Genomic DNA, 13,694 nt, shown 5'->3' on the forward strand with positions numbered 1-13,694 from the left:
ATCTGGGCCCTGATTTTACCCCTATCAGCGCTGGCCCAACCAACACAGCCATTTGCAAGCCAAAGGCCAGGGCTCACCCCAGGGGGTTGCGCCTGGCTGGTGCCGTGGGGGATGGAGTATGCCCAACCAAAACAATTACCCCCTAGCGAAGTTGCAAGTAAAAATGCGAGGGGCTGTTTATCACAATTCGATGCTTATTATGGGTTTAATGGATGCCCATTAAAATATTGCAACTACAAGGATATTGGAGAATAATTTATTAAGAGTGCTGTGTACGGTTTTCCTGATCGGCAAACCCCACCTTAAAAAGCATCACTTGCCCATAGGTTGGATCCAAGAACAGAGCAAGCAAAGTGATTCAACCAACAGCTGAGCAATTCACCGAACAGGCCTGGGCAGCCGTAGTAGCAGCGCAAGCCATTGCCCAAAAGCAGCGCCATCAACAACTTGAAACCGAACACCTTTTTCTCGCCCTAATGCAACAGCCGCAGGGCTTGGCCGTGCGCATTTTAGAAAAGGCCGAACTTGTTCCAAGCCAGCTTGCTGAACAGATAGAGGCATTTATTCAAAAGCAACCAAGCCTGGGCAGCATTCCAAGCAATGTATATATGGGCAAGGCTATGCAAACGCTTTTGGAGCGGGCTGATGATTTAAGAAAAGAACTAGAAGATAGCTTTATTTCCATTGAACACCTTCTACTAGCCCTCGCCATAGATGATCGTTGCGGTAAACAACTATTGCAGGCTGCGGGATTAGATGAAGCAAAATTACGTGATGCAATTAAGTGTGTTCGAGGTAGCCAGAGGGTTACCGACCAAAACCCAGAGGGAACCTATGAATCATTAGAAAAATATGGCCGTGATCTAACAGCAGCCGCCCGCCAGGGGAAATTAGATCCTGTGATTGGCCGCGATGAAGAGATCCGTCGCACCATACAAATTTTATCTCGACGCACTAAAAATAATCCGGTTTTAATTGGTGAACCCGGCGTTGGCAAAACGGCAATTGTTGAAGGTTTAGCGCAAAGAATAGTTAATGGTGATGTGCCATCTGCGCTACAGAACAGACAACTTATTTCCCTTGATATGGGAGCACTAATTGCAGGTGCTAAATATCGAGGTGAATTTGAGGAAAGATTAAAGGCAGTTTTAAAGGAAGTTACATCTAGTGATGGACAAATCGTATTGTTTATCGATGAAATTCACACGGTGGTTGGCGCTGGAGCAGCCGGCGGATCGATGGATGCCAGCAACCTGCTAAAACCAATGTTAGCCCGGGGTGAATTGCGTTGTATTGGTGCAACCACCCTTGATGAACATCGCAAGCATATTGAAAAGGATCCAGCCCTCGAGCGCCGCTTCCAACAGGTATTTGTAGATCAGCCATCGGTTGAAGACACAATTTCAATCCTTCGTGGCCTCAAGGAACGCTATGAGGTGCACCACGGCGTAAGAATCGCAGATACAGCTTTAGTGGCGGCTGCAGTGCTTAGCAGCCGCTACATTGCCGATCGATTCCTTCCGGATAAAGCAATTGATCTTGTGGATGAATCGGCAGCGCGCTTAAAGATGGAAATAACCTCAAAACCAGAGGCCATTGATGAAATCGATCGTAAAATACTGCAATTGGAGATGGAAAAACTATCCCTAGGTCGTGAATCAGATGCCGCCAGCAAAGAAAGGCTTGAGAGAATTGAGAGGGAACTAGCAGAATTAAATGAGCAACAAAGTGGCCTTAACGCCCAATGGCAGAAAGAGAAAGGTGCAATTGATAATTTACAGGCATTAAAAGAAGAGATTGAGCAGGTTACCCTACAGGTAGAGCAGGCAAAACGTAATTATGATTTAAACAAAGCCGCAGCATTGGAATATGGCACATTGGCTGAATTAAATAAGAAACTTGCCGCTAGAGAAGAAGAGCTAGGCAGTGCGGATAGCGATAGCTCAACACAGCAATTATTGCGCGAGGAGGTAACTGAAGACGATATTGCCGAAGTTATTGCTAAATGGACTGGCATTCCAGTGAGCAAGTTAGCCCAATCAGAAATGGAAAAACTGCTTGAATTGGAAAAGCAATTGCATGGGCGTGTTATTGGTCAAACTGAGGCTGTTTCTGCTGTTGCTGATGCAATTCAACGCTCCAGGGCTGGGCTATCGGATCCGAATCGGCCCATAGCTAGCTTTCTTTTTCTTGGCCCCACCGGTGTTGGTAAAACCGAATTAAGTAAAGCGCTAGCGGCTGAATTATTTGATAGTGAAAATGCCCTAGTGCGAATTGATATGAGCGAATATATGGAAAAGCATGCTGTTTCAAGGTTGATTGGGGCGCCCCCTGGCTACGTTGGTTTTGAGGAGGGGGGGCAACTCACGGAAGCGGTAAGAAGGAGGCCCTATGCCGTTATTTTATTTGACGAAATAGAAAAAGCACATCCGGATGTGTTCAATGTAATGCTGCAAATTCTTGATGATGGCAGGGTTACTGATAGCCAGGGCCGCACGGTGGATTTCACAAATACAGTTCTAATCCTCACCAGTAATATTGGTAGCCAATCAATATTAGAATTGGCTGGAGATGATGGCCGCCATGATGAAATGGAGCGAAGGGTAAATGAAGCCCTGAGAAGCCACTTCAGGCCGGAATTCCTAAATAGGCTAGATGAAACAATCATATTTCACAGTTTACGGGCTGATGAACTACGCCAAATTGTTGGATTGCAAGTGCAAAGGCTGGCCAAACGTTTAGCAAACCGCAAAATCAATTTAAATGCTGAAAGTAGTGCCCTAGATTGGCTTGCAACCGCTGGCTACGACCCTGTTTATGGGGCAAGGCCACTTAAGCGTGCAATCCAAAGGGAATTGGAAACACCCATAGCCAAGGCAATCCTTTCCGGTGGCTATACAGCAGGAAGCACAGTATCAGTTACAGCATCAAACGATGGCTTGATATTTAATTAATTCTCCTATTTAAGGGCAAATTTGATTTATTTGCTTAGCTAAATTTACATCTAAATCAGAAATACCACCTAGATCATGGCACACCAATTCAATGCTTACTTTATTCCAGCTATTACTCCAATCTGGGTGATGGCCCAGCTGTTCAGCTGCCATGGCAACCCTCACCATGAAAGCAAAGGCCTCTGAAAAATCATTGAAGTGCCATGTGCGTGTGATCTTTCCATCTTGCACTTGCCAGCCAGGCAAAATACTTGGCAATTCTATTAGCTCTGAATCGTTTAATAAATGGGCCATGGAATTCAGGTGATGCGATTTAAATCAAACCTAACCCTTGATCCGCCTGGCTAGGGCCCTGGCTAAACCATCGCGGCTAGCTATTCCTTGCAACTGCGTTACGGCTAAACCCTCCGGCGGTAAACCCTGCGGTAGCTGAGCAGATAAACCTTCCTCAACCATAAATACCGGTAATTGCCTGAGCCCATTGGGCCGCAATTGATCTTCTAATCTACTTAAATCTGCAGATGATGGCAGCCAAACCAATTCACTGCGTAAGCAATCCTGTAAAAAAGAAACTGATCGCTTGGAATTAAGCACCTGTTGCAAATCAGCAAGGGTAATTAAACCTTTCACCCATCCCGCTTGCTCCACCAACAAACAATGGCCATGGGCATCAAGCAACATCGCCAATGCCGTAGACGGTGCCAGATCAGCGGGCAAAACCAATGGCGCCTCAGGTTCTAGGGCCTCAGCCACTAATAACTGTTGCAATTGGCCGCGCCTTTCCTCCTCCACCGGATCAGGGCCCAATAAGCCGGGATCACTTAAACCCTGCCAACGCTCCACCAACAGGGCACTCAAGCCAGTAGCTGCCATCAAGGGCAACACAATTCGAATGTCGCGGGTGAGCTCAAATAACAACAGCAAGGCCGTTAGCGGTGCCCTAGCAGCACCGGCAAGCACTGCCGCCATACCCACCATGGCGTAGGCAGGCGCCTCAGCTACCGGTAAGCCAAAACCACCATCGCCCAACAATTGCCCATAAAAACTACCTAAAACAGCGCCTAAAAATAGAGAAGGTGCAAAACCACCACCAATGAATCCGGTGGCATTACTAACACCTGTGGCAACTAATTTAACAATTAATAGGGCCAGCAGTGTTAACAGACTGATGCCACCGCCAGAGCCGAGAAGTGATTCAACAGTGTCGTAACCAACGCCTAGCACCTGTGGAAAACCAAGGGCTAATAAACCAACAGCAAGGCCCCCAACAGCTGTTATCAGCCAAGGGGGAATTAATTCTAATTTCGCTTGAACAGCTTCACTGCGGCCAAGGGCAAGTAGGCGCACCAGGGCCCAGGCCACAAAACTGGCAAGTAACCCCAAACCCAAATAAAGGGGCAATTCCAAGGGGGAACGCACTTCATAGGCCGGAAGGCGAAAGATTGGTTCATCTCCCAAACCCAACTGAATAACCAGGGTGGAACTAACAGCAGCCACCAGCACTGCCCGCAGGCTTGGCCTGCCTGGGATGGTGCTGTAGGCCCCTTCAAAAGCAAAAAACACCCCTGCAATAGGTGCCCTGAAGCCAGCGGCTAAACCAGCGGCAACGCCAGCACCCACAAGGGCTTTAAGTGCATCAGGAGTAAGACCTGCTCTCCTGCCAAGCCACAGGCCAATATTTCCACCACTTTCAACACTTGGCCCCTCGGGGCCAAGGGATGCGCCACTGCCAAGGCTGATCGAAGCACCAATTAAACGGGCAAAAGGTAGGCGTGGCTCCGCTTGCAAGCGACCATCAGCCATCGCCATCAAACTGGGCAAACTGGGGCCCAAATCTTTGCTTAGCAACCGCAGTAACCCCACCAACAATCCGCCGAGCACGGGTCCCAGAACCACAGGCCAACTGCTCAACCATGGCGGCGGCATTGGCACCGGCGGCAACACAGGTTCAGGCGGCAGCACAGGTGGTGGCGATAGAACTCCCAAGCCACCTAGGCCTATTTGTAATAAAGACTGCAATGGCGTTGCAGCCGCTGGCGGTGGCGGCGGCGGCAGCACTTCCGGCACCAATGGATGGGGGCCAACCGCATCCATCACGAAGGCAACAAATGGGCCGTAGATCAGATTATTAATAAAGCCAAGTAGATAATGAAAACCAACAATTGCCAAGCCGGTAAGTAAGCCAACTAGGGCTGCCCACGCCAGTAAACCCCACTGAAATGGAGCGGCAGTGGCTTCAGCTTTGGGGTCTAACATCTGCAAATATCTGTTGGAGAATCTCCCCTGCCCCTTGGCTGCGTAATTTTTCGGCCAGGGCAATTCCTATCGCTTCAGGTTCAGCCAGGCTGCCTTGCACTTGATCACGTATTAAACGCTTTCCATCAAGGCTCGCCACCATACCTGTGAGCACTAAATTATCGGCAGAATCAAAGCTGCTATTTACGCCAATTGGCACCTGGCAACCGCCCTCAAGGCTGCGCAAAAAAGACCTTTCTGCTAAACAACGCAATGCCGTTGGGCGATGCTCTAATACTTTGATTAATGCCAACACTTCAGGATCAGCTTCCCTGCATTCAATTCCCAATGCACCTTGACCAACAGCATGGAGTGAAATACTTGGATCAATTAACTCGTGGATACGATCTGCAAGTCCTAAGCGGCCTAGGCCCGCGGCCGCTAATATCAAACAGTCATAATCGCCAGAATCAAGCTTCTCTAACCTAGTTATTACATTACCTCGCACATCCTTAAAAACAAGATGGGGATAGTGGTAGCGCAGTTGCGCTAAACGCCGCAGGGAACTTGTGCCAACAACTGATCCTTCAGGCAAGCTGGCAAGCGATTTATCGAGGTGGCGGGAATGAACCACCAGGGCATCCGCTGGATCCTCCCTTTCGGTAACACAGCCCAGCATCAAACCAGCGGGCAGATTGGTTGGTAAATCCTTGAGGCTATGAACTGCAATATCTGCATGATTAACCAACATCTGCGCTTCTAATTCCTTAGTAAATAAACCCTTATCACCAATTTTTGCCAATGCAACATCAAGGATTTTGTCCCCTTGGGTGGCCATTGCCTCGATGCTGATTTCAAGGCCGGGATGGGCCCGCAGCAATTCAGCCTGCACCCACTCGGTTTGCACCATCGCCAATTGGCTGCGGCGGGAAGCGATTCGAAGGGTGGAGATGGTCATCAGTGCGTTGGGTTGTCCGGTAACCGGCCAAAAACAGCCATTTAGCCTACGTAGTCGCCCCCTAATAAAGGGATCAGATGAAGAAATCCAGCGGCAGGGGCCCCCAGGTGTCTTCAGCGGCAGGATTAGAGGGGCATTGGCCGCTGATTAACAAGCCCTCCCCCAGGCCAGCCTCATGGCGAAGCGTTACGGTTCCAGTGCGTTGATTGGCCTTTAAAAACACAGCCCCATCTGGTAGTTCGTGTTGATCAAGCAATTGCATCGCTTGCCAGCCAAGGCTGGCTTCCATGGCACGCAAACTAGCCAAGGCTTGATCTGCGCCGGGGGCCATAACCCCCACCGTGAACCAATCGCAAGCGGCAATGCGCTGCTTGAGATCCTCTGCGAGCTGTTGTTTCTCCTGGGCTGTTAAATCAGGGGCAGATCTCAAACCCTTCAAATCTTCAAGAATCACTTAATACACCTTGTTTGTATTATTTAATATATTCTTTGAGGATGCCATTGCGATTTGGATGGCGCAATTTGCGTAGGGCTTTAGCTTCAATTTGACGAATTCTTTCACGTGTAACATCAAAAATTTGACCAATTTCTTCCAAGGTTTTCATCCTTCCATCATCTAAGCCGTAGCGTAAACGCAATACATCGCGCTCCCGTGGGCTGAGGGTAGCAAGTACGCCCTCAAGATCTTCCCTTAACAGATTTTTTGCAACATCTTGATCTGGATTCTCGATATCTGCTTCGATGAAATCACCCAAGCGGGAGTCTTCCTCCTTGCCAATTGGTGTTTCTAGGGAAATCGGCAATTGGGCTGATTTAGCGATAAAACGTAATTTTTCGATGGTCATTTCCATCGATTCTGCAATCTCTTCCTCCGTTGGCTTGCGTCCAAATTCCTGGCTTAGGATTTTAGTAGTTTTTTTAATCCGCGAGATTGTTTCATATAAGTGCACTGGCAAACGAATTGTTCTGCTTTGATCTGCAATTGCGCGGGTGATTGCTTGACGAATCCACCATGTTGCATAGGTGGAGAATTTATAACCCTTCTCATGGTCGAACTTTTCAGCTGCCCTGATCAAACCTAGGCTGCCTTCCTGGATTAAATCCTGGAAGGAGAGGCCACGGTTCATATACTTCTTAGCAATCGATACAACAAGGCGCAAATTAGATTGCACCATTTTTTCCTTTGCTCGCCTGCCAAGCATCAACCGACGCCTAAACTTAATCAAAGGCATCTCAACTAAGGCTGCCCATTCCTTGTTATCTGGATAGTGGCCGTTATCTTCTTCAAACTGGGTGGCAAGTTCTTCTAATTGCAATAAATCAGCAATTTTACGTGCTAATTCGATTTCTTCATCCGCCCTTAGCAAACGAATCCGGCCTATTTCCTGCAAATAAACCCTGATTGAATCCTCGGTGTAAACACCTTTGGGGCCAATTTTGATGCTAGGGGTTTTAATAGCGCCCTTGCCATCTTTAAGATCTGAGGAAAGGGCATCTGCCACCTCCTGCAATTCTTCGGCGCTCACCTCAACGGTGAACTCCTCATCAGCAACGGTATCTGCTGCTGATTTGGCTGATTTCTTTGGTTTTGGCTCAGCTGTTTTTGGAGCTGTTTTTGCAGCTGTTTTTGAGGTGGTTTTTGTTGTTGCTTTAGGAGTGGCTGCTTTAGTTGTAACAGCTTTGGCTGTGGTTGTTTTTTTGCTGGCAGCCTTTTTTGTAACGGCCTTTGTGGCTGTTGCTTTTGGAGTTGTTGCTTTTGCGGCTGCGGTTTTTGGCTTAGCAGGAGCTTTGGTTTTAGCTGCTGCTTTTTTTGCCACCACGGGCAATTCAGCCGTTTTGGCTGTAGCCAAAGTGGGCTTGATTTCTGCCACTTCGGGCACAGATTCAGTCACAGCAGTAGCAGTCATGCGATCGGGATGCAACAGGGGGAAGCAAGCAAATAAAGGCTTCAGCCAGAAACAATCGGGCAGGGGCCAAATATTTTTTGAAAATAGTTTTCAGCAAGATCTTTCGCCAAGCATTGCTGGCGAAATGGTTTGACAGGGTTGTCAGGGGTGATCGCAGACCCGAAGCAAGCTTCCCAAGGTCTACCCACTGGCCGGAACTCTGCCGTGTTCCGGGAGCTGCTTAGCAACCCAACCCTCATATCTTAAGAAAAGATCAGAGGATCGGCAAGTAATCAATAAGTGGGTTTGGATAACGGGTTGGGCTCCCCAACGAGCGGGCATTAAGTGGGCGGGCTAGGAACAGCTGTAAATGTGTGGGTTGAAGCGGGCCGGGAAGGGCTGCTGCTCACCTATGGCCAAGGCGATTGCCCCGCCCTGCAAAAGGGGGATCTGGTGAGGGTGAAACTGCGGGGCAGGCTTCATAACGGTTTGGTTTGTTCAGTTAATGCCGAAACCCCTGAAGGGTTAGCTCTGGAGCCAGTGCTTGAAAGGCTTGAAAGCGCAGCCATAAACGAACGCTGGCAGGATTTGCTCGTGGCAGTTGCAGCCCAGTGCCACACCGCCCAATTCCAGGTGCTTAAAACTGCTCTGCCGAATGGCTGGCTAGGTAAAAAGCAGCAAGCAGCTGGCCTTGGTTGTAAGCAGTTGGTGGCCTCAGCCATCCCCGGGGCGGCCCCAGCATGCCTCACCCAAAAGCAACAAGGCCTTCTTGAGCAACTGCAGCTAACAGGTTCTCAGCCGGCAAAAGAACTGATTGCGGCTGGCTTTGGTAGGTCGTTATTGAAGGCCCTTGAACGCAAGGGTTTAGTTCAACTCAAGAGCGAACTTCAGCCCCCAAAGGGTTGGCCAAGCAGCTCTAGCCCCAGCCTTGAAATTCCACCAGAGCTAAATCCGGATCAAGCGGCGGTATTAGAGCGGCTTAAGCAGCAAAGCAATCAACGCCAATGGCTGCTTTGGGGAGTAACCGGATCAGGTAAAACCGAGATCTACCTGCGCTGCTGTGCTCCAGAACTAGCTGCTGGCAAAAGTGTTTTGCTCCTCACCCCTGAAATAGGACTCATACCCCAACTTTTAGAGCGTTGCCGCCGCCGCTTTGCTGGCGCTGTGGTGGCCTATCACTCAGGCCTAAGCGAAGGCGAACGACTTGCCGCCTGGCGCCATTGCCGTTCCGGCAGCCCCTGCATTGTGGTGGGAACCCGTTCCGCAATTTTTTTACCGCTGCCCAAGCTTGGTTTAATCGTGCTGGATGAGGAGCACGACAGTTCATACAAACAAGAAGCACCAATGCCCTGTTATCACGCCAGGGATGTTGCTCGGCTCAGGCAGGAAAAGGAGGGTTGTTTAATCCTTCTGGGCAGTGCCACCCCTTGCCTGGAAACCTGGCTTGCCTGCCAAGGTGCCAAAGCCAGCATTGGCCTATTGCGTTTGCCGCAACGCATTGCCGCCAGGCCATTGCCGCCGGTGCGGGTGGTGGATATGCGGCTTGAGCTGGCAGAGGGCCATCGACGCCTGCTCAGCAGACCACTTTTGGATCGACTCAGCGGCCTAGCCGATCGCGGCCAACAGGCTGTGGTGTTAGTACCCCGGCGGGGTTACAACACTTTTTTGAGCTGTAGGAGTTGCGGGGAAGCGGTGAGCTGTCCCCATTGCGATGTTTCACTCACGGTGCATCGCAACAGCAATGGCCAAAGCTGGTTGCGCTGCCATTGGTGCGACCACCGGGAAGAGCTAGCAAGCCGCTGTGGGAACTGCGGTTCTACCGCTTTTAAGCCGTTTGGAGCCGGCACCCAAAAAGTATTGGAGCAGCTAGAGCAAGAGCTAGAAGGTATGCGCCTATTGCGTTTTGACCGTGATAGCACCCGGGGAAGGGATGGCCACAAACAATTATTGGATCGTTTTGCCGCTGGAGAAGCCGACGTTTTAGTTGGCACCCAAATGCTTGCTAAGGGCATGGATCTGCCAAAGGTAACTCTGGCGGTTGTTCTAGCTGCCGATGGCCTTTTGCATCGCCCCGACCTACGGGCAGCGGAACAAAGCTTGCAATTACTACTTCAACTGGCAGGCAGAGCGGGCCGGGGGGAACAACCAGGGGAAGTTCTAGTTCAAACCTACGATCCAGACCATCGCGTTATTAAGCATCTTTTGGCGGGTAGCTATGAACAATTTTTGGAGGAGGAGGTTGCCCTAAGGCGCTCGGCCGGGTTGGTGCCCTTCAGCCGCGCCTGTTTACTGCGCTTTGCAGGCACGCAAGCAAGCATCACAGCCAGTGCAGCAACCACCCTGCTGAACCATGTATCGAAGCAATTAAAAGCTGCCGATTGGCTGGCCATCGGGCCTGCCCCGGCACCTCGGGCAAAGGTAGCTGGCCTTAGCCGCTGGCAACTCCTGCTTCAAGGCCCATCTAGCAGCGCCATTCCGCTACCAACTGAGCAAGAGTTACGCCAATTGCTGCCTAAAGGGGTGCATCTGGCGATCGATCCAGATCCGTTGGAGCTTTAAGCAATCTCTGTTGGAGCAACAAGCTAGTTGCAAGCAAAAATGCTGTTGCCAGTGCGCCTAAGCCCAGGCCACTCCATCGCCAGCAGGAAAATTCGAATCGATTTAATTGGCCTGGCAATAGTTGCCAATCCAAACCATTTGCACCCTCTGCCTCCGGCATTAGGGGTTCTGCCAGTTCAACAGCCCTTGGGGCTAGGGGCCTGAAATGCAGGTGCATAAACAAGCCGGGCACAGGATCAAGCGCTCTCAGATCCCAGCTCAATTGCATCTGCTGCTGAACTCCCACAAGCCAGTTGCGCTCACGCCAGTTGATTTCCGGCTCCTGCACTTCAATGCCATAGCGCTGCTCAAAGCGTTGCAACTCAACCCCAATTAGTGGTTTTAATTGCTCGAGGATTAAAACCCCACTGCGGCTGGCTGGTTGCCCCTGCAATTGCTGCTGGAATTCAAGCCTGCCTGGCCCATGGAATTCAATGCTGCTATCAACCCTCATGCAACCGGCTAGCAGCAGGGTGAGGCATAGCAAAAAGAGGCCAGCGAATAGGGCAAAGCCAATGGGAGCCTTTGTTTTACCAACCGGTGGTGCAGGTTTAGGCAGTTCTTTTTTTGCCCTGCCACGGCTTGCCGCGCCGCGGGCTAAGCCCTCAAGGGGGGGGCTATCACCCAGGTGGGGCAATTCGATGCTCCATTCCTTAGGGCGTTGCAAAACGGGCGCTTCGATAATTGCTAAAACCGCCTGGGCCTGGCGGCGTTGCTCACCACCACCAACCAGGATCACCTCACGGCAACAGGAAACAGCACTGGCTTGATCATTCAAACCTTGATATGCGGTAGCCAGCCACAGCCGCAATTCAGCTCCCTTGGCATTGGATGCAGGTAGTTCGGTTCGCAGCGGCTCGAGCAAGCTCACCACCTTGCGATATTCACCACAATCAAGGGCTCGCCGCGCTTCTGGGTGCATCTGGCCTAACCCGAACTGCTTCCCACCACCATGGTGCCAATGCCCGCCTTGGTGAACACTTCGAGCAAAAGCGCGTGGGGCACCCGGCCATCAACGATATGGGCTGCCTTAACCCCTTGGGCTAGGGCGCGAATGCAGCATTCGGTTTTTGGAACCATGCCACCGGCCACAACCCCGCTGGCGATCAATTCCCTGGCTTGAGAAAGGGTGCTGTGGCGAATCAATGAACCTGGATCGGCCCGATCCCGCAAAATCCCCGGTGTGTCGGTGAGGAGCACAAGCTTTTCGGCATCTAAAGCAGCCGCCAACTCACCTGCAACCGTATCGGCATTGATGTTGTAAGACTGCCCTTCAACGTTTGGGGCAACACTGGAAATCACTGGGATATAACCCAAATCCAAAAGCGGAATAATCACGGCCGGATTAACCCGTGCCACATCGCCAACAAGCCCCAATGAGCCGTCCCCATGGGTACGTGCCTGCACAAGGCCGCCATCGGCGCCACTGAAGCCAACGGCATTGCCGCCCACGTGATTTAAACCATTAACAATTTGTTTATTTACCCGCCCTACCAAAACCATTTCCACCACGTCCATGGTGGCGGGATCGGTAACCCTTAAACCCTCTTGAAAAACCGCCTCAATCGCCAAACGCTTTAACCATTGATTGATCTCGGGTCCACCACCGTGCACTACAACGGGTCGCACACCAACACTGGCAAGCAGGGCTATATCGCGAAAAACCGCCTCGCGCAGATGTTCATCCACCATGGCGGCACCGCCGTATTTGATAACCACCCTGCGGCCACTAAAACGCTGGATGAAAGGCAGTGCTTCACTAAGAACCTCCACCCTTAGGGCGTCGTGGGGGGAGATGCTCGGATCTATGGGCATGGCTGTCTAAAACAAATGTTCAGGGCATTGGCACCGTTTTCCTCTAGGCAAGCCTCTAAGCCGGGGCCAAAAAATCTACCCAAACGATCCTCCAAGGCAAACCAACGGCTTTTATCAACGGCGTTGAGCTGCACTTGCAGGCGCAGGGCATAGCGATCGCCATAGTTGTATTCCTCGATGCTTTCAAGCTGGGGCGGATTATCTTCATCCCACAATTTGAGCGCCTCCAAGGAACTTTCCAGGTGTGCTTTTTGGCCATAACGCCATCGCACCACATCCTTGAGCAATTTGAGTTGACCCTCGGTGGCAGTTTTATCGCGCAGTTCTTGAAATTGGGCAGGGGCCGTTAGGCGCCGCACCGGCGGCAGCTCGGAGGATTTAAGGGCAAGGCCCCCCAAAAATATGGGGATGCCATAGAAAATTGTTGGCAAACTGAGATTGGGCGCGTCGGTGGCGTAGGCAATCGAACCGATAACCGTGAGCACCGAGCCCAACACGGTTAAGAGGGAACCGGGGGAAAGAATGGCTTGCATTCCGCCATCTTCCTCCAAAGGGCTCCAGGATGGGGCTTGATTCAAGCTTTATATGACCAGCAGCTCAGAAGCTTCTGAACAAAGCGATGCCAAAGAGCTGATTACAGCTCTTGAGCAAGACCGTGGTTGGTTATTAAGGGAACTTGATGGCGGCAGCTGGCCGGAACTGCGCCTTGATCTAGCGGCCTTAGAGAGGGAATTAGGCCAACTGCTGGAGCTAGCAAGCCAAAAAATATCCCCCAATTAAGCCGGCTAGAAGGGAATTTCATCCTCTGGTAAATCCACCAGGGGGCCTGTGTTCCAACTGGTTGGTTGCACCGATGGGCTGGCTTTAGCTGCTGCTGCCGGCGGCTTGTTCGCCACCGTTGCCACAGGCGCTACCGCAGCAACTTGGGGCGTTGCTGGGCTGGCACCCAGCGGGTGGATACGGGCCAAGGTGAATTCAACCTTTTTTTCCTTAACTCCATCGGCACGGGCCACGGTGTTCATGCGTAAACGCCCTTCAACCACCAAGCGTTGACCAACGCTTACTCGGTTTTGTAGGTCTTGGGCCAAGCTGCCAAAACCAACAACCTTAAGTTCGCCGGCTGGGTCCTCAGGCCGCAAACCCTCAAGCCGCACGGCCATTTCGGCAATAGGGGTTTGGTTGTCTTGGGTGTATCTAATTTTTGGAGCCTCCAGCACTTCAACTTCCAGCAGGCATTGGTTCACAACA

At 51.1% G+C, this 13,694-nt stretch carries 12 protein-coding genes; 3 read left to right on the top strand and 9 right to left on the bottom strand.

Features of this window, described 5'->3' with window-relative positions; genetic code table 11:
- The first annotated feature begins 356 nt into the window (after positions 1 to 356).
- Positions 357 to 2,954: an ATP-dependent chaperone ClpB gene (gene clpB, locus KBY68_RS04885; RefSeq protein WP_255096167.1), complete on the top strand. Its 2,598-nt coding sequence runs from the start codon at positions 357 to 359 to the stop codon at positions 2,952 to 2,954.
- Positions 2,955 to 2,963: 9 nt separating this feature from the next.
- On the opposite strand, the gene KBY68_RS04890 is transcribed toward clpB, so the two are convergent.
- From KBY68_RS04890 to rpoD, 5 genes are all read right to left on the bottom strand, one after another.
- On the bottom strand, positions 2,964 to 3,248 hold the full coding sequence (locus KBY68_RS04890; protein WP_255096122.1) for a 4a-hydroxytetrahydrobiopterin dehydratase: 285 nt from the start codon (positions 3,246 to 3,248) through the stop codon (positions 2,964 to 2,966).
- A 30-nt stretch (positions 3,249 to 3,278) separates the two neighbouring features.
- The gene (locus KBY68_RS04895; protein ID WP_255096123.1) at positions 3,279 to 5,210 is read right to left on the bottom strand and encodes a chloride channel protein; all 1,932 of its coding nucleotides are present in this window, start codon (positions 5,208 to 5,210) and stop codon (positions 3,279 to 3,281) included.
- The gene (hemC, locus tag KBY68_RS04900; protein ID WP_255096124.1) at positions 5,191 to 6,147 is read right to left on the bottom strand and encodes a hydroxymethylbilane synthase; all 957 of its coding nucleotides are present in this window, start codon (positions 6,145 to 6,147) and stop codon (positions 5,191 to 5,193) included. Before hemC ends, KBY68_RS04895 begins: the two co-directional genes overlap by 20 nt.
- 73 nt (positions 6,148 to 6,220) lie before the next feature.
- The gene (locus tag KBY68_RS04905; RefSeq protein WP_255096125.1) at positions 6,221 to 6,601 is read right to left on the bottom strand and encodes a DUF1824 family protein; all 381 of its coding nucleotides are present in this window, start codon (positions 6,599 to 6,601) and stop codon (positions 6,221 to 6,223) included.
- A 19-nt stretch (positions 6,602 to 6,620) separates the two neighbouring features.
- Entirely contained in the window at positions 6,621 to 8,054 is a 1,434-nt protein-coding gene (gene rpoD, locus KBY68_RS04910; protein WP_255096126.1) for an RNA polymerase sigma factor RpoD, read from the bottom strand.
- 324 nt (positions 8,055 to 8,378) lie between these two features.
- Here rpoD and priA point away from each other — a divergent pair, with 324 nt between their 5' ends.
- A complete protein-coding gene (gene priA / locus KBY68_RS04915) occupies positions 8,379 to 10,592 on the top strand; it encodes a replication restart helicase PriA (protein ID WP_255096127.1) in 2,214 nt (737 codons plus the stop codon).
- Here priA and KBY68_RS04920 read toward each other — a convergent pair.
- Genes KBY68_RS04920 through KBY68_RS04930 form a run of 3 tightly spaced genes read right to left on the bottom strand, consistent with a single transcriptional unit; the run spans position 10,546 to position 12,979 of the window.
- The gene (locus KBY68_RS04920; RefSeq protein ID WP_255096128.1) at positions 10,546 to 11,553 is read right to left on the bottom strand and encodes a DUF3153 domain-containing protein; all 1,008 of its coding nucleotides are present in this window, start codon (positions 11,551 to 11,553) and stop codon (positions 10,546 to 10,548) included. The genes priA and KBY68_RS04920 overlap by 47 nt on opposite strands.
- Before the next feature lie 5 nt (positions 11,554 to 11,558).
- Positions 11,559 to 12,446: an acetylglutamate kinase gene (argB, locus tag KBY68_RS04925; protein WP_255096129.1), complete on the bottom strand. Its 888-nt coding sequence runs from the start codon at positions 12,444 to 12,446 to the stop codon at positions 11,559 to 11,561.
- Complete coding sequence (locus tag KBY68_RS04930; RefSeq protein WP_106499235.1) at positions 12,437 to 12,979, bottom strand: DUF2854 domain-containing protein; 543 nt, start codon at positions 12,977 to 12,979, stop codon at positions 12,437 to 12,439. The genes argB and KBY68_RS04930 overlap by 10 nt, the downstream gene beginning before the upstream one ends.
- 52 nt (positions 12,980 to 13,031) lie before the next feature.
- On the opposite strand from KBY68_RS04930, the gene KBY68_RS04935 reads away from it, so the two are divergent.
- Positions 13,032 to 13,226, top strand: a complete 195-nt coding sequence (locus KBY68_RS04935; RefSeq protein WP_106499213.1) for a DUF8666 family protein — start codon at positions 13,032 to 13,034, stop codon at positions 13,224 to 13,226.
- A 5-nt stretch (positions 13,227 to 13,231) separates the two neighbouring features.
- Here KBY68_RS04935 and KBY68_RS04940 read toward each other — a convergent pair whose 3' ends face one another.
- Entirely contained in the window at positions 13,232 to 13,690 is a 459-nt protein-coding gene (locus KBY68_RS04940; RefSeq protein WP_255096130.1) for a single-stranded DNA-binding protein, read from the bottom strand.
- Positions 13,691 to 13,694 lie beyond the last annotated feature (4 nt).

It is taken from the genome of Synechococcus lacustris Maggiore-St4-Slac, assembly GCF_024345595.1.
GTDB lineage: Bacteria > Cyanobacteriota > Cyanobacteriia > PCC-6307 > Cyanobiaceae > Synechococcus_D > Synechococcus_D lacustris.

What these genes read in the sequence shown, in the direction of transcription:
- argB (WP_255096129.1), bottom strand. Translation starts at nt 12,446, where the DNA reads ATGCCCATAGATCCGAGCATCTCCCCCCACGACGCCCTAAGGGTGGAG.
- hemC (WP_255096124.1), bottom strand. Translation starts at nt 6,147, where the DNA reads ATGACCATCTCCACCCTTCGAATCGCTTCCCGCCGCAGCCAATTGGCG.
- rpoD (WP_255096126.1), bottom strand. Translation starts at nt 8,054, where the DNA reads ATGACTGCTACTGCTGTGACTGAATCTGTGCCCGAAGTGGCAGAAATC.
- KBY68_RS04895 (WP_255096123.1), bottom strand. Translation starts at nt 5,210, where the DNA reads ATGTTAGACCCCAAAGCTGAAGCCACTGCCGCTCCATTTCAGTGGGGT.
- KBY68_RS04920 (WP_255096128.1), bottom strand. Translation starts at nt 11,553, where the DNA reads ATGCACCCAGAAGCGCGGCGAGCCCTTGATTGTGGTGAATATCGCAAG.
- KBY68_RS04890 (WP_255096122.1), bottom strand. Translation starts at nt 3,248, where the DNA reads ATGGCCCATTTATTAAACGATTCAGAGCTAATAGAATTGCCAAGTATT.
- KBY68_RS04935 (WP_106499213.1), top strand. Translation starts at nt 13,032, where the DNA reads ATGACCAGCAGCTCAGAAGCTTCTGAACAAAGCGATGCCAAAGAGCTG.
- KBY68_RS04930 (WP_106499235.1), bottom strand. Translation starts at nt 12,979, where the DNA reads ATGCAAGCCATTCTTTCCCCCGGTTCCCTCTTAACCGTGTTGGGCTCG.